The sequence below is a fragment of the Paenibacillus sp. 37 genome, from assembly GCF_008386395.1.
Taxonomy (GTDB): domain Bacteria; phylum Bacillota; class Bacilli; order Paenibacillales; family Paenibacillaceae; genus Paenibacillus; species Paenibacillus amylolyticus_B.
Genome location: NZ_CP043761.1, coordinates 736,993 through 755,751, shown reverse-complemented (window position 1 = coordinate 755,751; position 18,759 = coordinate 736,993). Strand labels below are relative to the sequence as shown.

Below are 18,759 nucleotides of genomic sequence, written 5' to 3'. Positions count from 1 at the left end.
AGCGCACATGTTGCAAACCTGACACAGACCGGATTTCCTGAAAGTATCATAGCATTTCCGCACGCCTTGAGCAAACGGATTTTCCAGTTGAACCGCACACAAGCTACGTCATGACAGCTTCAATGAAAACGGTTGTATGCTGAGCCAGATCGATTTCAACCACATCCAGAGAATAACGCGTACTTCCGCGTGCCACCCTGATTACAGGTCTGCCGGGCAATCCCCGATGTTGACGCACAATGACTCCAGTCTCTTTGGTGGACAGTCGTACCGCTGTACCATTGGGATACACGGATACACTCTTGTTGAACTCAATCAGAATGTCCCGATCGAGCTTTGTACCAGACAACGCCATCATCTCTTCACAGGCCTCATGTGGCATCAAACTGTCCTTGGATAAACCATTAATGAGATTATCATAGATATTAGCCACACTAACGATTCTCGCAAACAGATGAATGTCACTCCCTTTGATTCCCCTCGGCATGCCTGTACCATCTACATGCTCATGATGTTGCAGGGCCGTATGGGCGACCAACAGACTGAACTCCCGTTTGTTCTTAATCACTTCAAATCCACGCCATGTATGGTGCAGCGAAGAATTTGCAGCAGAGCCACTGCCAGGAGGTTCCCCCACTTTGCCAATATCATGCAATAATGCCCCCACAGCAAGGTCCTTCAGTTGATTATAATTGAGTCCCATATTCAGTCCGATGACCGAAGACAACAAACATACATTCATCGCATGAACATACTGTGCATTGTCTTTGGTACGAATATCGGTGAGCTGCACAAGCATTTCACGCCCGTTCAGTACATCATTCAGCAACTTCTCTATACTGAGGGCAACCTTTCTCGGACTCCAATCTTTCCCGGATCGAATGGATTCGAGTGTGACACTCATTTCGTTAATTATTGCCCGTTTCGTGGTTTCATCCAGAATGTCTTCTGCATCCACATCTTTATACGCTTCATCCTGGATGTATAACATGGTCACGCCAATACGCTTCAGCGTATTGACCATGTATACGGTGAGCTGGACTCCGGCAGACAGCAGTACCGTGCCGTTACTGGAATATACCGTCTTGCCCAGAAGCTCCCCCGCTTCCACGCTCTCCACGTTTACATACTTCATGAACGTCCCCCGCTCTTACGATAGCTGCTCCAATGCGAGCAATTGCTCCTTGGTTTGCAGACCGCCTACATAACCCACCAGGGTACCGTCTTTACCACTGATACGGTGACAGGGAATAATAATCGGAATCGGATTCTTGCTAATGGCGTCCAGAACTGCACGAACAGCCTTGGGTCTGCCGATGATTTCCGCAACCTGTTGGTGTGATGAGGCCTCTCCATAAGATATATCGGACAGTACTTGCCATACTTGTAGCTGGAATGGTGTTCCAAGCCGTTCAAGCTGCAAGTCGAACGTTTTTCTCTCCCCTGCAAAATACTCCTTTAACTGTTTTGCAGCTTCGCTGAGCTTCTCTTCATTCTTCTCATATCGATACTCGCCAATCCAGATGCGGGCCCATTGTTGCAGATGAGCTTCCCGTACGTGAAAGGCGCCAAAATCAATATGACACAGCCCTTCATCCGTCGCGCATAACGTAAGAGTACCAATCGGTGTCAGTACCTCATCGTAGTATACGGGCTTGCCATGAAGACCCGTAACGGCTGAAGGTTTCCACGCTGCGGCTTCCGGTTTGTCAGGCTGTGCAGACTGCTCACTACCCGGTTCAATCCCAGCTTCCATTTTCAAATCCTGTTGTAACGCACGTAAAGCATTGTTCTCGTTGTTCTGTTCCTCTGGCTGCTTCTCACTCACTTGCCCAGCCTGTGGCTGTTTGGGTAAGGTCTCGGACGAACTCAGTCGCTCCTCGGCCTTCTGCAGCATGCTTAGTACGTTCCCATCTTGTTCGTTAGCGGCAGCTTCCCCAATTGCTCTCATGGCGTCTTCTCCTCCAATTCTGCTTAACGCCCAGGCTGCGGTTCCCCGCAACTCGGGGCGCGGATCACGTTTTAATACTTCTGTAAGTTTGGGTACAGCACTTTTGTCTTTGAAATTGCCCAGGGCAATAACGGCGTTGCGTTGAATCGGCTTCTTGCCCCGCCAAGCGGCGGAACTCTGACCGAAACGTTCCTTGAATTCCCGGTTACCAATGTCCAGTAGTGGTAGCAACAACGGCTTCACAATCTCCGGATCAGGGTGAAATTCGGGATGGTGATCCCAGTTCTTGCCCCGGTTCTTCGGACATACGATCTGACACGTGTCACAACCGTACAGCCGGTTGCCTATTTTCAGCATAAATTCTTCATCCACGAACCCTTTCGTCTGGGTTACAAAAGAAATACAACGCTGTGAATTCAACTGCCCCGGCCCCTCCAATGCTCCTGTAGGACAGGCATCGATACATTTTGTACATTCACCGCAGTCTTCGGTCACAGGTGTGTCTGGTTGAAAAGGAATATTCGTTACCAGTTCTCCGAGAAAAATCCATGAACCAAATTTGGGTGATATAATGGCACAGTTTTTGGCACTAAAACCAATCCCCGCACGCTGGGACACCGCACGATCCACCAATGCTCCAGTGTCTACCATGCTTTCGATCATGGCTTCAGGTACGCGTTCCTTTATAAAATTGACCAGCTTGTCCATCGCTGCACGCAGGACCTGATGATAGTCCTGACCCCAAGCCGAACGGGCAAAAATACCTCGATACGCACCAGGCTCCGATTTCGGCGGATTCACCATTTTGGATGGGTATGCCACGGCTATTGCAATGAGTGAAGCAGGCTCGCCATCTTTTAAGGCGGGGTGCACCCTTTTTTCAATATCCGGCTCTTCAAAACCTGAAGCATACCCTTTATCCCGCGACTGCTCCAGCAGCGACTTCAGGGAAACAAAAGGATCAGCCGAAGCAAATCCGATATCATCAATGCCCAGTCCGGGGCCAGCTGCCTTGATCTCCTGTTTTAACCTCTCCCATACAGAGGCATCCTGTGCTGCCCCGGTCTGTACGCTCGTCATTTCTCTTCCCTCTCTTCTTCCGACACTTATTCCGTAAATAGTGAACGCCCGCCTCACGGTAAGAGGACAGGCGTTAATTTCTATATATGCCTTACATATTTGAATTCAAACGGAACGAGTCTATATGGTTTAACGCAAAATGCAGTCTGAAGTTGTTGTCCTGTAAGCATTTTACAATTTCTTCAATTCAGAAAACGGCCAGAAAATAAATTCAGCCTTGCCTACAATCTGGTCGGATGTAATACTGCCAAACACTCGGCTATCCTTACTTTTGCCTTCATGACGATTATCCCCCATCACGAAGAAATGATCCGGTTCCAGTGTGATTGGGCCAAAATCAGGGTCCTGCACCTCAATATCGGTGTACGTCTCCGCTTGTTGCTCACCGTTCACATATAGATGGTGATCCCTAACTTCAATTGTATCTCCCGGAAGTCCAACGATCCGTTTCACCAGAAAATCCTTCTTCTCCACACCTTCACTTGGATCACGAAGTACGATCACATCTGATCGGGAAGGAGTACCCAGATGGTATACGATTTTGTTGACGAAAAGGCGATCTCGCTCAACCAGTGTCGGCTGCATGGACTGTCCCTTGACCATTGACAGATTAAACACAAACAGGTTCAGCAGCATCATGATTACAAAAGCAACAACAATCGTTTTGACCCAGTCCCACAGCTCGACAACCCAGGATTTTCCCGGTTGTTCAGGCTTTGACGGTTCATTTCGTTGCTCGGAAGTCACATGTTCCATTGAATGATGATTGGAATTCAAAGGGACACCTCATTTATTAAATAGTTGAATTAAACTTGTAACCTGATGACCACACTCCCTTTCAGTCTACTTCATTTGGGAGAGTGAAACAATTGGTTATGAGCACCAGTACCTTCGTTATCGTGAATACAGCCGGGATAATCGCGTTAATTTAAACAGAATTCGGAGACTCCGAAACATGTTCAGAAAATGAGGAAACCAGAGGAATATGACGTGAAGAACAATCATATAAATAGAAAGGCACATCCCCCACGTTCTTACACGTTAAAGAGATATGCCTAATATGAAATGAAAATCTTTTTTTTATTTCTTTTTAAACATGCAAACTAAGCTTTGGACAAAATACTAAGAGTCTGGAAAGCGCTCATAATCTGATTGGCACCGTAACCCATTGCTTCATATAGAGGCATGGCTACTTTGTTGTGCTCATCACCCGCCACCCATACTTGGCTGACTTTACGCTGCTGGAACCGCTGTTCCATAGCCTCGACAAGTGTTTTGCCGACTCCACGGCGACGATAGTCTGGATGTACCGCAATACGGTAGATACAACCCTGGTTGTGATCAATCGTACCGATCAAAGCGCCGACGAGGTCTCCCTCTTCTTCCGCAACCATGATCAGGTCAGAATCCCATGACAATTGACGGGCAAACGGGCCCATCGTGTTCTCATAACACTCTTCCGATAGTGCAACCTGGAGAAGCTCCGTCATCTGGCTTGCATCACTCAACTGAAAGGAACGAACGTGCATGTCTTAAATCTCCCTTTTCGTTAGCTTAGATGAGGTTTTTTACAAAAAGGGAATCCCTTTTTACCAAAAACCCAATGTTCATATAATGACAAAAAACGAGAAAATACCGCTTCTTCGTCAATTAAACCATACTTTTCTCCATAAAACACGCATTTTCTTTTGAAAGCGCTTAATTGTAACCGTTTACAATAGGATATTAAACTTTTCATCCATTTAAACGCCTTATAACACATAAATAGTTGCATAAAGGGTAAAATATGTTTGTTATCTCTGGCCCATCATTAGATCAACGCCTCGGGGGACTTAATAAACAAAAATGTTGCTTAATTAGCTCGAATGCGGTTTAATATTAGTGGCAAGGGTATTATTACATATGTACCTGTTTTCAAAAAAAACTAAAATCTCAGGAGGTATTTCATTATGACTTTTCAATTACCAGCACTTCCTTACGCTAACGACGCACTGGAACCACATATCGATGCAAAAACGATGGAAATCCACCACGATCGCCATCACAATACTTATGTAACCAACTTGAATGCAGCTCTGGAAAGCGCTCCTGAACTGCAAGAAAAAAGCTTGGAAGATCTGATCGCTAACCTTGACAGCGTACCAGAAGGCATCCGCACAGCGGTTCGCAACAATGGTGGTGGACATGCTAACCACAGCTTGTTCTGGGAAATCATCGGACCTAACGGCGGCGGCGCTCCTACAGGCGATATCGCAGCAGCTATCGATAGCGAACTGGGTGGCTTTGATAAATTCAAAGAAGATTTCGCTAAAGCAGCTACAACTCGTTTCGGTTCCGGCTGGGCTTGGCTCGTAGTTGGCAAAGATGGCAAATTGTCCATCACTAGTACACCTAACCAAGACAGCCCTCTCTTCGAAGGTCTGACTCCGGTTCTGGGTCTGGATGTATGGGAGCACGCTTACTACCTGAACTACCAAAACAAACGTCCTGACTACATCGCCGCTTTCTGGAATGTAATCAACTGGGATGAAGTGAACAAACGTTACGCTTCTGCAAAATAAGACTGTTTTAGTATGCAACAGTTAACATAAAAGAGAGCCTGATTCGGTCGTCGTGACCGTGATCAGGCTCTCTTTTTGCTATCGCTATAGTTAATGGGTGTTTTGTTTCTAACGAACCCAGGACCCGCTATTGCTCCATATTTCATCATATCGCGAACCTAACAAATCTCAGAGTAGCTATTTCCCCAAATACGAGCTTTGATTCGCATTTTTTGTTGATTTGGCTAAGATAACGTCACTCAGGTTCGTTAGAATCTATAATTGTGGTATATCCACATAATAAGACCTCTGGGGTTCGTTAGCTTCCCCATTTAATCCTTCACTTGATCATACGCACCGGCAAAATAACTGCTGATCAGCTTCAGAAAGATATTCGGGAATGCCATCTTGTCCATGTCTTCCGGTCCGATCCAGCGGTAGGTCAAGCCATCGCCTTTACCAGTCAGTGTCGGAGTGCTCAGCGCTAGGTCACTAACATCAGATGTTGCCAACATCTCTCCCTCGTTAAGCGATGTTGCGATGTTCTGCGTATTAGGCGTGCCTGGCTCCGATGAATGCGTTATGTCTGACTCAGGTGACACAGCTGATGATGAGGCTGTGCCCTCCTTTGTTGCCGCCTGTGCATCGTAGGCGGCTCTGGCTTCCGCTGCGATTAGCGGAAGCTCACTGCTCTGGTCCTGCTCGGTACACTTGTACACCTGCAGGCTCCAGACAATATGACTGAACACATGCTCCGCATGGGTAGCCAGCCCTTCCGGGCGGGCAGCGAAGCCTTCCGCCCACAGACTGCCGGCCAGCACTGCCATGGCCGGCTCATCCGCCAGCGGCGCCGCCTTCTTGCTGGCTGCGGCGGGCGCCGCGAGCACATGCGGCAGCTCCCACATGCGGGCCAATAGGCCCGTGTCTGGGCGCTGGCGCACAAGCACTTGGCCGCGATGAGCACCGCGGCCCTCCACAATCGCGACCAGCCGCTGCTCAGGGCGCGGCGGCTTCGCCTTGGTCTTGACCGGCAGTGTAAGCTCTCTTCCGGCAATACGGCCGGAACATTGCTCCATGACCGGGCAAGTCAGACAGTGCGGCGCTTTGGGTGTACATACCAGCGCGCCAAGCTCCATCAGCGCCTGATTGAAATCACGCGCCCGCCCTTCCGGAATGAGCTCTCCTGCGAGCTCTTCCATCAACACCCGGGTGCTGCCCTTCATAATGTCCTCATCGATGAGGAAGTATCGGGACAGTACCCGCATGACATTGCCATCTACCGCAGGTTGCGGCTGGTTGAAGGCAATGCTGAGAATGGCCCCGGCCGTGTAGGGGCCAACCCCTTTTAATGCAAAGACAGCAGGCTTGTCCTGCGGCATCTCGCCTTCGTGCAGCTCCATGACTTGTCTCGCGGCTGCCTGAAGATTACGTGCACGGGAGTAATAACCGAGTCCCTCCCAATTTTTCAACACATCCTCTTCGGGTGCTTCCGCCAACGCCTGTACGGTCGGAAAATTCCCGATAAAACGATTGAAATACGGAATTACCGTATCCACCCGAGTCTGCTGAAGCATAATCTCCGATACCCATGTAAAATACGGATTGTTGTGGCGCCGCCACGGCAAATCCCGTCGGTTGATCATATACCAGTCCAGCAAATTCACGCTGAAATGTTGTTTCTGTTCCTGTAAACCCATATTTCCGTCCTCTCCTATTACCAAGCTAACTACTTTTCCATCTGCTCCACGATCGCAAAGGCCGCTGCCAATTCCGTCTGATGTGTAATGCTCAAATGAATGTCATATTGCTTATCATATGGCAACTGCAGACGTTCCCAGGCTTGACTGGACAACGAGGCCACTGGACGTCCTGTCCCATCAGGCAGCACTTCAATGTCAGTGAAGCCCATTATGCCACCAATACCGCAGCCAAATGCCTTGGACACCGCTTCTTTCGCTGCAAATCGACCGGATACAAACTCCGTCATCCGCTTCCCTCGACGAACTGCGATCTCCCGCTCTGCTGACGTTAAAATTCGTTTTATGAAAGCTTCCGCATGGCGACCGGACAGCAGCTTCCGCATACGTCCAATCTCCAGCACATCATTGCCTATGCCATATATCATCAACGCTTCACCCGCTTAATCTTTTATACTGTAAGAGGTTGTTCAAAAGTTCCACCTTCTTGGTACTGAAAACCGCTCTTTTTGAACATGCATTGTAAAAGATCTCCATTCAATCACATGATCCGTAACTCTCCGAACACGTATTCTATTGTAGCAGGAGGGGCGATCAGAAGCGAGTACCTATCCGCATTACCATATATGCTAAAATATGAATCAGGAATCGTCTGAAATTCTTAGGAGGTCTGAATAATGCCCATAACTTTTGAATTGCCCACTGACGTAGATGCGATCATTCGCGGAGACTTTTTCCCTGCACAACAACCCGCTCAAGGTGTCATCATTCTGGCTCACGGATACAAAGGCTTCAAAGACTGGGGTATGTTCCCCTGCGCAGCTGCACAGCTAAGCCAGACGCATCATGTGCTGACCTTTAATTTCTCTCACAACGGTATCGGCGAATATCTGGAGCAATTCTCTGAACTTGAAAAGTTCGCAGTGAATACCTACAGCCGGGAGCTTTCCGATCTGGCCCTGGTACTGGAATATGTGGCTACACAACCTGAACTCACTGGACTTCCTGTATACCTGGTTGGCCATAGCCGCGGTGCAGGCGTAAGTCTCGTCTATGCACTGGATCACCCCGAGCAGGTGGCAGGTGTCATCTCCTGGAATGGCGTAACCAATCTGGATCTCTTTACAGCGGAGCAAAAAGAAGAAATGCGTACGCATGGCCGCAGCCATGTCGTTAACGGACGAACAGGCCAGCAGATGCCACTGGACGTGGCTATTCTGGAAGACCTGGACAAGCATAGCGAACGTTACGCTATCATTGACCGTTTGGCTTCTTCACCTGTGCGAGTCGCACTCATTCAGGGAACAGAAGATCCCCAACGTCTGCGGGACGGTTCTGCCGCACTTGTGCAAGCACGCCCTGATATCCCGTGGCACCAGATTAATGAGGGAAACCACACCTTCAACACCGTTCACCCATTTAAAGAAACCACTCCGCAACTGGAGCAAGCCATCACCCAAACCCTGCAACAGATCAAAGACTGGAATAGCTAACACATCTTTAATATAGTAGTCACCTGGATTTTTGCGGTTTCTCGTTCCACATAACAAAAAGAGTCACTGCGTGAGCAGTGACTCTTTTTGCATTCCCTATATAACGATCATGTTCATCCACCCGTATTAGATACCAGGAATGGCATTACGTTTGTGATGTGTGCGCGTATAGAACGCTTCGAGGCGCTCTTGTGCAGCCGGATCGATCTGTTTGCCTTCGAGATAGTCGCTGTTCGCTTCATACGAAATTCCCAGCTCATCTTCGTCCGTCTGACCTTCCCACAGCCCTGCCGATGGTGCTTTGTCCAAAATAGCTTGTGGCACGTTAAGATATGCTGCCAGCTGGCGCACCTGACGTTTGTTCAGGGTGCTTAGTGGCGTGATATCCACAGCGCCATCGCCCCATTTGGTATAGAAACCCGTGATAGCTTCGGACGCGTGATCCGTACCTACAACAAGCAGGTTTTCTTCAAACGATAGTGCATATTGCATAACCATACGAGTTCTCGCCTTAACATTACCTTTGCCTTGGTGAGTCATATGGCGTGGGCTGCCCAAGGATTTGAACCCTTGCTCCACTTCCAGCGCAATCTCGTTCACTGCATCTTCGATATTGGTTTCCACGACATGCTTCAGATCGTATGCTTTGGCTACAGCGTAGCTGTGATCGATATCGGATTGTTCACCATAAGGTTGGAACACACCAAGCGTTTTGTACTCTTGGTTGTTCTCTTGCGTAAGCTCGTCCGTTGCTTTTTTGCACAACGCCGCAGCCACTGCACTGTCGATACCGCCGCTGATCGCAATCAGCAAGCCCTTGGCACCCGCATTTTTCACATACGTCTTCAGAAAATCAACACGCTTGCGTACTTCCTCTTCCTCATTAATGCTTGGTTTAACCTTCAATTCAGCGATGATCTGTTGTTGCAAACTCATCGTTCACACACCCCGTTTCTAAATGAATGAAATTTGATGTCCAGCTTGAAAGGTCCGAATGGTTCAATAACCTTATCTATCCAAAATGAAACGCCCCGGCATCGGTGATCCGAAGGGCGGGGCGTTCTATTGGAGCGAATTAACGGCAGTAACGGTCAAATGCACTTTTGAGATCAGCCGCAATATCCTCTGCAGAACGGTCTTCCACTTGATGACGCTCGATAAAGTGAACGAGTTCTCCGTCTTTCATCAGAGCGATGGACGGTGAAGATGGAGGATACGGTGCAAAGAATTCACGTGCTTTTGCAGTGGCTTCTTTGTCCTGACCAGCAAATACAGTGTACAGGTGATCCGGTGTAATATCGTGCTGAAGTGCTTGGGACACACCTGGGCGACATTGACCCGCGGCACATCCGCAGACAGAGTTAATGACAACCAGCGTTGTTCCTTTTGCATCCGGAAGACTTGCTTCCACTTCTTCAGGAGTACGCAACTCCTGGATTCCCAGACGAGTTAAATCATCCCGCATCGGTTGAACCATATCTTTCATGTATTGATCAAATGACATCGACATTCGGTTTCACTCCTTATAAATGGTTGTTCTATGATCTCGATCGAATTAAAGGCCAATAAACTCTCCAAAACAACGTTACATTCATATCGAACATTATGGATGTAATGATGTGCTATTCCTATTATACATCCATAAGCAATGAAAGCAAGATTCAGAAACCGCCTGCGGAAAGGCTTCTTCCATAATATTATGTCTCAATGTCTGGCAAAATATGCTGAATGACTAACGTTCAAATGCCACTTTGAAGGTCGTGCCCTGGCCTTCCTCCGATTCCACAGTAATGGTTCCGTTATGTCGCTCCACAATACTCAGGCACATGGACAATCCAAGTCCGGTCCCCTTGGCTTTTGTCGTATAGAAAGGTTCAAACAGCTTTTCCTTCTTCACCCTGGGTAGACCAGGCCCTGTGTCTCGTACACACAGTTCGACCTTATCATCCACTATCCGCGTCTCCAGCGTAAGCACGCCCTTCTCATTCATGGCTTCCATCCCGTTACGGGCCAGGTTCAACACCACCTGTTTGATTTCCTTAGAATTGAGATGCAGCTTCGGCACATTATGGGCCAACATGAGTTCTATACTCTGACCACGCAGGTTCGCATCCGCCCATAACAACGGACTGAGTTCATGTATGATATCGTGAAGCTGGGATTCTTCTTTCTCGGCAATACGATTCTGAGCCAAAGACAAAAAATCATTAATGATACTGTTGGCCCGGTCCAGCTCTTCCAGAACGATCCGGTAATAGTGATCGAGGGAATCAGGACTCTTTTCCTGCATAAGTTGAAGAAAACCCCGCACAACCGCCATTGGATTACGCACTTCATGCGTAATGCTTGCAGCCATCTGCCCCACCAGACTGAGACGATCCACATTATCCAGTTCACTTCGCAACATCTCAAGCTCCGTGATATCCTGAATGATTAGCATGGCTCCTGTAACTTCTCTCGCAGATTCTGTTGAAAAGGCATAAATCGGTACGGTTCGGGACTGAAATACGTGTGCACCGTAACGAACGGTCAACCCACTAATCTCACCATGAACGACGGCTCTGCGAATGCTTTTATCCATCTTATCCGCCTGACCTTGTTCAACAAATTGACTGGCAGGCTGTCCAATGAGATCAGGTGTGGAGGTACAAGGTAGCTGCTCCCTTGCGGTATGCTCCATCATCTCATTGACAAACATCACTGTGCCTTGTTTATCTACAGTGGCAATGGAGAGAGGCACTGCGTCCAGAATCTGATGAAGTTTCTCCGTTTCGGCTATGTATCGATGGTGGACTTCCGAGAGATGCTGCTCCAGCCCGCGATAGTGCTTCATCCGTTCCAGCCATAGCAGACTCAGACTGCCCGCAACAATGGCTCCAGCGGTATACCCAAGTGCTGTAAGTATCATGTAGGTCGCAGAGTACGTGGATTCATTCTGGAGGGATGCGATCCATAACAGACTCGTTACAACCAGTTCCATTGTAATCAGGATGATGAGGATCGCCATTTTGCGTGAAGGTGTATTATGCTTGAATCGTTTGGCAGACAACCATACAATAGGATAGAGAAGAATGCCCGTATGAAGGAGAAATCCGTACAGCTCATAGGGATGCGCAAAAAGAAAATAGAAGAGAATATGTAGAATGGACAGCGTTACGCCTATAGCGGACTTACAATACAAAATAACAAGTATTACAGGTACGATGCTTAATGATATGGGTACAGCCACCGGGCTTGCATAGAGCGCAAACAGCAGACACAATAACATGCTCAGGGCACTTGTCACAGCAAAACTGGTATGAACGGTTCCGTCATGTTCCATTCTGGCAATAACCCGCTTGGAGAGTACCAAACGGAATAAGGGAATCAGAAATACCGCCGACCCTGCCAGCAGTACTTGTAAAAGCATGTCCTTTAACGCAACCACAATGCCATCTCCTCCTCTGCCTGCACATTCCCTCATGTATTTCTGATTAAAACATAGGCGACAGTATAATACAATATATCCCTTAAGACTGCACAATAGAACTGCTCATAACTCCATTATATTTCAGAAAAAGCCAGGAGTAGACACATTTTACGTAAAACAGACAAAATCAATGAAAAAAGAGGGTAATAACATATGTATGATGTCATTGTAATTGGTGGTGGATCTGCGGGCCTGATGGCTTGCGTTGCTGCTGCCGAGCATGGAGCCTCCGTGCTTCTGCTGGATAAAGGAGATCAACTGGGTCGTAAACTCGGCATCTCTGGCGGAGGTCGATGCAATGTAACCAATGCCAAGGAAACGGATGAACTCATCCGACATATTCCCGGTAATGGACGCTTTTTATATAGTTCGTTTCAGAATCTGGACAACCAGGGAATCATGCGTTTCTTCGAGAATCTCGGAATTGCCCTGAAAGAAGAAGACAACGGCAGAATGTTTCCTGTAACCGATAAAGCGAAAACAGTTGTGGATGCGCTGGTAGGCAAGATTGTCTCCCTCGGCGTTGAGATTCGCACCAAAGAACCGGTCAAGGAAATTATTCAGAATGGTCAGCAGATACAAGGTGTTAAATTGATATCCGGTAAAACCATTCTTGGACGCTCTGTCATCATCGCTACCGGCGGCAAATCCGTACCTCAAACTGGATCTACCGGAGACGGTTATCCCTGGGCTGAGGCTGCGGGTCACACCATTACAGAATTATATCCAACCGAAGTGCCCATTGTGTCTGGGGAGAGTTGGATTCAGTCCAAAGAACTGCAAGGTTTGTCTTTAAGGGATATCGCTCTATCCGTAGTGGATGCCAAAGGAAAAACAGTCATCTCTCATCGCGGGGATATGATCTTCACGCATTTTGGAGTGTCTGGACCGGTTGCACTGCGCTGCAGCCAATTTATCCGCAAGGTACAGATGAAGACTGGAAACCCACAGGTCATTATGAGCATTGATCTGTTCCCGGAGCTGTCCCCAGGTGCATTGGAAGCACAGGTGCAACAGGTATTGGAAAAAGAATCCCGCAAGGCTGTCAAAAACATTTTAAAAACATGGGTTCCTGAACGTATGATTCCCTTAATGATGAAACGGGCAGAGATCAGCGATGACCTTACGTTCCACCATTTTCCCAAAGGTATGTTAAGCAACTTGTGCGGGCTAATGAAGGCTTTTACCTTCCGTGCAGACGGAACAAGATCGCTCAAAGAAGCCTTTGTTACTGGGGGAGGAATCCACTTAAAGGAGATATACCCAAAAACAATGGAATCCAAGCTGCTGCCTGGACTATTCTTTTGCGGTGAAGTTTTGGATATTCACGGCTACACTGGAGGGTACAATATCACCGCTGCATTCTCCACAGGATATACGGCTGGCATGCATGCAGCTGAATATAAACACGCTAAATTATAATAGAGGTTGTTCAAAAGTCCGCTTTTGATTACGAATCATGCCTAATGGCATCATCAGCGATGAATTGCTTCAGATGCCAAAACCCCCGATATCCACATCTGTGGAAGATCGGGGGTTTTGGGCATTGTTCCATTTTAGAAAAATTGGCTCGAACTGCTCTTAGCTTGTGATGCTTCTATGCTTTCACACTGCCTGAAAATCCATCAGCCGAATCATCGTATGTCGGGTCATCGCTATAGTTATGTCTGCCTTGCTCCGTCTGGCTTCCCTGGTTTCCGTTTGCATAACCCTCATTCCAGTCTTCATTCACGAGATGAGCCGGAATTGATATATTCTGAAACTGATCCAGCTCTTCCGTCTGTGAGGCAAATACGGCACTTCCTCCATGAGATTGTACAATCTCTACGGCAGACTGAGGATCTTGGCGATCTGTAGGGATGTACAATTCCAGCGGGCCGGACTGATATGGCTTATATCCCAATTCCTCCAAGGTTGCCCTTGCGGCATTCAACGCTGAATCGTCTGAAAAGTGCACCTGTAGTTCGCTATTATCCATCATCGTCTCTTCCTCCTTGCTACAGCTAATCTCTCATCATCCATGGATGAGATTATTCTTCTATAGCATGGTCAGTTATAGCGCACGATATGCTCCGAATTAGAAAGGAATTCCTTTAGCCACGGGTAAGCCGAACCCATCCGGCAATAGACAACACACAAAGTCCGAAGGCCACCGCACCTGCAGCTGTCAGAATACCGACGATCCAGCCGAGCCAGGCCAATCCCAGCGTGAATCCCATAAGAATACCAATCGGGATGAACAACATCCGAACCATCATTGAACCCGCAAGATGCAGCGCCTCCGAATCATACGTTATGAGCTGAGCATAGTCCGAGGTTGCAAAAACATCCCAGGAACGATAAAACATCACCGTCAACATGATGATTAATAACGCACACACAATGACATTGACCGGAAAAGGTGGCAAGGCAACTGCTGCGATGGATAGTCCGCCAAGCTGCAGATACAATTTCATCGTGGCCGAGTTCCTGAAAAATGCCTTGAACGCAATCTCCGCTGTCCGATTCGCGATGGAACGATTGCGTAACAGTTTACGCGGTTTGCGGAAGATGATGGACCGTGTTCGTGGGGCTTTCGGCTTGCTCACCGCCCGGCTTAACATTAGAGCTGTAAGCTGCAGCCTGCTCCGCAGATCCTCCCGCACATCCCCTTCAAACGTTCCCTTCATCAATAGCCTCATCTGTCCAACTGTAATTAGAAGAAGCATGATAATTACGATTCCAAAACTGATTTTCCACGTCTGTCCATGCATCCATGATGTCGCATGAATGGTCATGTAACCTATGCCAACGACGAGAGGGATCATCTGAATCCAACGCCGCCATCCTGTATGTCGAACCTTCGTCATATGTAGTGTTATGGCTTGGAATGAAGCTACTGCACCAAACCAGACAGCCATAAGTGCAATCTGGAGATTCGACATCTCATAGACACGGGACCACAGGGGTGCGGTTAGCGCTGTAATCAGGATCATTTTGCCCAGATGTTGCAGACAGGACCGGTAGAGCCCTTGTCTCATTAACGTGCGCATCCACAACGGCCTTGATTTCAGAAACAATACATCCGCTTCCTCCACAAATATCAACACACCACCGGTAAGCATAACGACGTCAATCAGCCCAGTCAGTACGGGAAGCGGTAATCCTGTCGCCCATGCAGGAAGCGGTTTGGTCCACAGACTCGTGTACCATCCAATTAGATAGAGCAGACCCGGAACAAGCAGGTATACCCACACTGTCCAATCCACGACGAGTCTGAGATTTTTCATCTGTTCCCTGAAGTGCTCTTTGCGTCTTCGTCTGTATAAACGAAGTGGGGTATAACGCTGGGAAGTTTCCATTCTCTCTCACCCTCTCTCTATCTAAGACGTCAGTACATCAAAACAATCAAACAAAGAGGCTTCCGGCAATCCTGCCGCTTCACGGATCTCATCCAATGTTCCCTCGGCAGCAGATCTGCCCGAAGCAATCAGAATAAACCGGTCGCAGATTCGTTCAGCGGTATCCAGCACATGCGTAGACATGAGCACACCCGCGCCGCGGCGACGTTCATCATCTAGTAATTTCAGAAAATCCTTGGTTGCACGAGGGTCCAACCCGATGAACGGCTCGTCCACAATATAGATATCCGGTGAAGACAGAAATCCGATCATCAACATCATTTTCTGCCGCATGCCCTTTGAGAAACTGGCTGGAAGATCATTTCGAACATGGTCCATCCCGAAACGAATCAACAGTTCCTCCGCTCTGGCAACAAAAGCTTCTTCCTCCATTTCATATGCCGCTGCCGCCAGATCAAGATGTTCCCATAGGGTCATATATTCGTAAAAAACCGGTTGCTCCGGGATATAGGCATAACGACCATCTCCTCCAATCGTCACTTCATAGTTCGCATGTTCCAGAAGACCAAGAAGCGTTTTGATTGTGGTACTTTTGCCCGCACCATTTGGTCCGATAATACCTACCAGTTCTCCTCGCGCCACACTCATTCGAATATTGCGTATGGTCGATTGTCCCGGCTCGTATCCTGCCTCGGTAATATGTACGTCCAATATGGACTCTTGTACTTCCTTGCTTTTATATTCCATTCCCATATTATTCACTCCCTGTTCTGATCAGGTGTTTAACTCGTTCTTTATGTTTTATTGTAATCTATATTCGTTGAACTAAAGACCAGTTACACTGCACACTCCGATGACAGAACAACCTTCCGATCGCTGTTATCCCCCGATTTTTTGAATCAATTTGACAAGGTGAAAATCGGGGGATAAAGGCGAACGCTCCACTTCTTCAGGTTCTTTCTGTCCTCTACGTTCTCGTGTAAATTTCCGCAATAAAATAAAGCAATAAATCATAGTAACGTATGACTTATTGCTTACTATTATATTTCATTTTCAGTAACACAGTATGTACGAATAATCGAGACCAGTTCTTCAAATGTGTACTTGTGGTTCACCATATCGACAGTTAAGTCCTCAGCAAAAGTTTGATCCATTTTAAGATACACATTGTTATAACGCAGGAAGATTACCAGTGCGGTAAAAGCCGTTCTTTTATTGGCATTATGAAAAGGGTGATTTTGGCCCAAAGATTGAAAAATCGCAGCAGATTTTTCATATATAGATGGGTAGGCTTCGTTACCAAAAGCTGATGATTGCGCTCTTATAATCGCGGATTCAAGCAGACCAGAGTCTTTAACTCCAATCTGCTCTCCAGGACTGTAACGCTTAATCATAGCGACATTGATCGCAATAACCTCTTGTATGCTCAAATACCGGGTCATGCTCATCTATCCTTGAGACCTTTCAAAGTTTGATCGTATTCACCTATCACATCAGCTAATGTATCCATAAAATCACTACTGATTCCGTTAGGCAAATTGACTTTTGTAGACTTCTTAATAATAATTTCCCCGTTAGACTGATTTACCTCAATTTGAACCATGTCACCTTGTTCAAGACCAATTTGTTTGAAGGCATCCGTCATGGTTAATCCAAGACTATTACCAAATTTCGTTACTTTTCGTTCCATTTCACTCACCCTATTCATTCATTTCCCTCCTTAGTTATACTATTCAACTGTTATAACAATTATACTGAAATCCTTGTCCATTTGCATATTATTTCGAATTTTGAAAAGCATAAAAAAGAAGCAGGGGTTCCGGAGCCCCTGCTTCTTCATATTACAGTGAAAATCTCATATTACCGATTTGTCTCCACCACAGATGTAGTTTCACTCTCTGCATCCGCATCCACGTTCAGACCCAGATCCAAGCTTCCACGGCTTTCATTCGTAAAGTTACTGCTCGTGTTGCGATCGCTGTCTTTCACGCTGTTAGTGCGATCAGATTGAGCCGTCGTTGCACTCTCGCCTTCGGCTTTCGCGTTCAGACCCAGATCCAAGCTTCCATGACTTTCATTAGCAAAGTTACTGCCCGTGGTACGCTCACGGTCGTTCAAGCTTTTGTTGCGTTCAGTTTGAGTCATTGTTGCACTCTCACCTTCTGCTTTCGCGTTCAGACCCAGATCCAAGCTTCCACGGCTTTCATTCGTAAAGTTACTGCTCGTGTTGCGATCGCTGTCTTTCACGCTGTTAGTGCGATCAGATTGAGCCGTCGTTGCACTCTCGCCTTCGGCTTTGGCGTTCAGACCCAGATCCAGCGCACCACGGCTTTCGTTCGCGAAATTACTGCTTGAGTTACGCCCACGGTCATTCACGCTGTTGTTGCGTTCAGTTTGAGTCATTGTTACACTCTCACCTTCCGCTTTGGCGTTCAGACCCAGATCAAGTGCTCCACGGCTTTCACTCGCGTAGCTGCTGCTGTCGGTACGCTCACGGTCGTTCACGCTGTTGTTGCGTTCAGTTTGAGTCATTGTTGCACTCTCTCCTTCGGCTTTGGCGTTCAGACCCAGATCAAGTGCTCCACGGCTTTCACTCGCGTAGCTGCTGCTGTCGGTACGCTCACGGTCGTTCACGCTGTTGTTGCGTTCAGTTTGAGCTACTGTAGCACTCTCACCTTCCGCTTTCACGTTCAGACCGAGATCCAGCGCTCCACGACTTTCGCTCGCATAGCTGCTGTTTACGCTCCGATCATCGCCGCCTCGTGAATAGTCGCTCATCGTTGTACCTTCTCCCGACACATTGGCATTCAAGCCAAGGCCCAGCTTGCCAGAACTGCTACGCTGAGCAGTGTGGTCAGAAGAACGATCATTGTATCGGTTCGTGCTCTCTGAGGATAAGCCGGCATTGAGTCCAAGATCCAAATTCAATGCTCCGCTTACACTGGAGGAACCTCCGTAACTTCCATTGTTACCGTAACCTGTGTCACGGTGTCCTGACAGAAGAGATCCCAACTCCAGACGCAAACCTGCATTCAAATCCAGATTGCCACTGCTGTTATTGCTATAGCTATCTGCGTAAGTTGCCTGCGAAGCTCCCAGCAATCCAGCCACCAACGTACCCGACAATACCGACAATTTTACCCAACGATTCACTTTTTTCATGATTATATACACTCCTTCTCAATTTT

Annotated in this window: 18 protein-coding genes; 3 read left to right on the top strand and 15 right to left on the bottom strand. The window is 47.6% G+C overall.

Annotated features, from left to right (window positions below; genetic code table 11):
• Positions 1-103: 103 nt before the first annotated feature.
• The 4 genes from F0220_RS03530 to F0220_RS03515 all read right to left on the bottom strand — a co-directional run bounded on the left by F0220_RS03530 (position 104) and on the right by F0220_RS03515 (position 4,560).
• Positions 104-1,135 carry an HD-GYP domain-containing protein gene (locus F0220_RS03530; protein WP_017690779.1) on the bottom strand — a complete coding sequence of 344 codons (1,032 nt, stop codon included), beginning with the start codon at positions 1,133-1,135 and terminating at the stop codon, positions 104-106.
• Between the two features lie 15 nt (positions 1,136-1,150).
• The gene (gene queG, locus F0220_RS03525; protein WP_149846259.1) at positions 1,151-3,031 is read right to left on the bottom strand and encodes a tRNA epoxyqueuosine(34) reductase QueG; all 1,881 of its coding nucleotides are present in this window, start codon (positions 3,029-3,031) and stop codon (positions 1,151-1,153) included.
• A gap of 171 nt (positions 3,032-3,202) precedes the next feature.
• Complete coding sequence (lepB, locus tag F0220_RS03520) at positions 3,203-3,787, bottom strand: signal peptidase I (RefSeq protein ID WP_074096722.1); 585 nt, start codon at positions 3,785-3,787, stop codon at positions 3,203-3,205.
• Between the two features lie 347 nt (positions 3,788-4,134).
• Positions 4,135-4,560, bottom strand: a complete 426-nt coding sequence (locus F0220_RS03515; protein WP_017690782.1) for a GNAT family N-acetyltransferase — start codon at positions 4,558-4,560, stop codon at positions 4,135-4,137.
• A gap of 420 nt (positions 4,561-4,980) precedes the next feature.
• Between F0220_RS03515 and F0220_RS03510 the strand changes: the two genes are divergently transcribed.
• Entirely contained in the window at positions 4,981-5,592 is a 612-nt protein-coding gene (locus F0220_RS03510; RefSeq protein WP_036614138.1) for a superoxide dismutase, read from the top strand.
• A gap of 311 nt (positions 5,593-5,903) precedes the next feature.
• Here the strand turns inward: F0220_RS03510 and mutY are convergent, their stop codons facing one another.
• Together mutY and acpS are read right to left on the bottom strand one after the other, a co-directional pair.
• Positions 5,904-7,268, bottom strand: a complete 1,365-nt coding sequence (mutY, locus tag F0220_RS03505; RefSeq protein ID WP_149846258.1) for an A/G-specific adenine glycosylase — start codon at positions 7,266-7,268, stop codon at positions 5,904-5,906.
• A 29-nt stretch (positions 7,269-7,297) separates the two neighbouring features.
• Positions 7,298-7,696, bottom strand: a complete 399-nt coding sequence (gene acpS / locus F0220_RS03500) for a holo-ACP synthase (protein WP_091018755.1) — start codon at positions 7,694-7,696, stop codon at positions 7,298-7,300.
• 249 nt (positions 7,697-7,945) lie between these two features.
• Here acpS and F0220_RS03495 point away from each other — a divergent pair, with 249 nt between their 5' ends.
• The gene (locus tag F0220_RS03495) at positions 7,946-8,761 is read left to right on the top strand and encodes an alpha/beta hydrolase family protein (RefSeq protein WP_149846257.1); all 816 of its coding nucleotides are present in this window, start codon (positions 7,946-7,948) and stop codon (positions 8,759-8,761) included.
• A gap of 126 nt (positions 8,762-8,887) precedes the next feature.
• On the opposite strand, the gene nadE is transcribed toward F0220_RS03495, so the two are convergent.
• From nadE to F0220_RS03480, 3 genes are all read right to left on the bottom strand, one after another.
• Positions 8,888-9,697: an NAD(+) synthase gene (gene nadE, locus F0220_RS03490; protein ID WP_091018759.1), complete on the bottom strand. Its 810-nt coding sequence runs from the start codon at positions 9,695-9,697 to the stop codon at positions 8,888-8,890.
• A gap of 139 nt (positions 9,698-9,836) precedes the next feature.
• Positions 9,837-10,271: a BrxA/BrxB family bacilliredoxin gene (locus F0220_RS03485; RefSeq protein WP_091018761.1), complete on the bottom strand. Its 435-nt coding sequence runs from the start codon at positions 10,269-10,271 to the stop codon at positions 9,837-9,839.
• Positions 10,272-10,493: 222 nt separating this feature from the next.
• Positions 10,494-12,188 carry a two-component system sensor histidine kinase NtrB gene (locus F0220_RS03480; protein WP_223199840.1) on the bottom strand — a complete coding sequence of 565 codons (1,695 nt, stop codon included), beginning with the start codon at positions 12,186-12,188 and terminating at the stop codon, positions 10,494-10,496.
• A 195-nt stretch (positions 12,189-12,383) separates the two neighbouring features.
• Here F0220_RS03480 and F0220_RS03475 point away from each other — a divergent pair, with 195 nt between their 5' ends.
• A complete protein-coding gene (locus tag F0220_RS03475) occupies positions 12,384-13,652 on the top strand; it encodes a BaiN/RdsA family NAD(P)/FAD-dependent oxidoreductase (protein ID WP_149846255.1) in 1,269 nt (422 codons plus the stop codon).
• 175 nt (positions 13,653-13,827) lie between these two features.
• Here F0220_RS03475 and F0220_RS03470 read toward each other — a convergent pair whose 3' ends face one another.
• From F0220_RS03470 to F0220_RS03445, 6 genes are all read right to left on the bottom strand, one after another.
• Positions 13,828-14,211 carry a hypothetical protein gene (locus tag F0220_RS03470; RefSeq protein ID WP_091018768.1) on the bottom strand — a complete coding sequence of 128 codons (384 nt, stop codon included), beginning with the start codon at positions 14,209-14,211 and terminating at the stop codon, positions 13,828-13,830.
• Positions 14,212-14,323: 112 nt separating this feature from the next.
• Positions 14,324-15,571 (bottom strand): ABC transporter permease, encoded by a 1,248-nt coding sequence (locus F0220_RS03465; protein WP_105602390.1) that lies wholly within the window; start codon positions 15,569-15,571, stop codon positions 14,324-14,326.
• Between the two features lie 21 nt (positions 15,572-15,592).
• Complete coding sequence (locus tag F0220_RS03460) at positions 15,593-16,324, bottom strand: ABC transporter ATP-binding protein (protein ID WP_091018771.1); 732 nt, start codon at positions 16,322-16,324, stop codon at positions 15,593-15,595.
• 287 nt (positions 16,325-16,611) lie between these two features.
• Complete coding sequence (locus tag F0220_RS03455; protein WP_105602392.1) at positions 16,612-17,019, bottom strand: type II toxin-antitoxin system death-on-curing family toxin; 408 nt, start codon at positions 17,017-17,019, stop codon at positions 16,612-16,614.
• Positions 17,016-17,279 (bottom strand): AbrB/MazE/SpoVT family DNA-binding domain-containing protein, encoded by a 264-nt coding sequence (locus tag F0220_RS03450; protein WP_091018775.1) that lies wholly within the window; start codon positions 17,277-17,279, stop codon positions 17,016-17,018. Before F0220_RS03450 ends, F0220_RS03455 begins: the two co-directional genes overlap by 4 nt.
• A gap of 152 nt (positions 17,280-17,431) precedes the next feature.
• Entirely contained in the window at positions 17,432-18,733 is a 1,302-nt protein-coding gene (locus tag F0220_RS03445; protein WP_105602394.1) for a hypothetical protein, read from the bottom strand.
• Positions 18,734-18,759 lie beyond the last annotated feature (26 nt).

What these genes read in the sequence shown, in the direction of transcription:
- F0220_RS03530 (WP_017690779.1), bottom strand. Translation starts at nt 1,135, where the DNA reads ATGAAGTATGTAAACGTGGAGAGCGTGGAAGCGGGGGAGCTTCTGGGC.
- queG (WP_149846259.1), bottom strand. Translation starts at nt 3,031, where the DNA reads ATGACGAGCGTACAGACCGGGGCAGCACAGGATGCCTCTGTATGGGAG.
- lepB (WP_074096722.1), bottom strand. Translation starts at nt 3,787, where the DNA reads ATGGAACATGTGACTTCCGAGCAACGAAATGAACCGTCAAAGCCTGAA.
- F0220_RS03515 (WP_017690782.1), bottom strand. Translation starts at nt 4,560, where the DNA reads ATGCACGTTCGTTCCTTTCAGTTGAGTGATGCAAGCCAGATGACGGAG.
- F0220_RS03510 (WP_036614138.1), top strand. Translation starts at nt 4,981, where the DNA reads ATGACTTTTCAATTACCAGCACTTCCTTACGCTAACGACGCACTGGAA.
- mutY (WP_149846258.1), bottom strand. Translation starts at nt 7,268, where the DNA reads ATGGGTTTACAGGAACAGAAACAACATTTCAGCGTGAATTTGCTGGAC.
- acpS (WP_091018755.1), bottom strand. Translation starts at nt 7,696, where the DNA reads ATGATATATGGCATAGGCAATGATGTGCTGGAGATTGGACGTATGCGG.
- F0220_RS03495 (WP_149846257.1), top strand. Translation starts at nt 7,946, where the DNA reads ATGCCCATAACTTTTGAATTGCCCACTGACGTAGATGCGATCATTCGC.
- nadE (WP_091018759.1), bottom strand. Translation starts at nt 9,697, where the DNA reads ATGAGTTTGCAACAACAGATCATCGCTGAATTGAAGGTTAAACCAAGC.
- F0220_RS03485 (WP_091018761.1), bottom strand. Translation starts at nt 10,271, where the DNA reads ATGTCGATGTCATTTGATCAATACATGAAAGATATGGTTCAACCGATG.
- F0220_RS03475 (WP_149846255.1), top strand. Translation starts at nt 12,384, where the DNA reads ATGTATGATGTCATTGTAATTGGTGGTGGATCTGCGGGCCTGATGGCT.
- F0220_RS03470 (WP_091018768.1), bottom strand. Translation starts at nt 14,211, where the DNA reads ATGATGGATAATAGCGAACTACAGGTGCACTTTTCAGACGATTCAGCG.
- F0220_RS03465 (WP_105602390.1), bottom strand. Translation starts at nt 15,571, where the DNA reads ATGGAAACTTCCCAGCGTTATACCCCACTTCGTTTATACAGACGAAGA.
- F0220_RS03460 (WP_091018771.1), bottom strand. Translation starts at nt 16,324, where the DNA reads ATGGGAATGGAATATAAAAGCAAGGAAGTACAAGAGTCCATATTGGAC.
- F0220_RS03455 (WP_105602392.1), bottom strand. Translation starts at nt 17,019, where the DNA reads ATGAGCATGACCCGGTATTTGAGCATACAAGAGGTTATTGCGATCAAT.
- F0220_RS03450 (WP_091018775.1), bottom strand. Translation starts at nt 17,279, where the DNA reads ATGAATAGGGTGAGTGAAATGGAACGAAAAGTAACGAAATTTGGTAAT.
- F0220_RS03445 (WP_105602394.1), bottom strand. Translation starts at nt 18,733, where the DNA reads ATGAAAAAAGTGAATCGTTGGGTAAAATTGTCGGTATTGTCGGGTACG.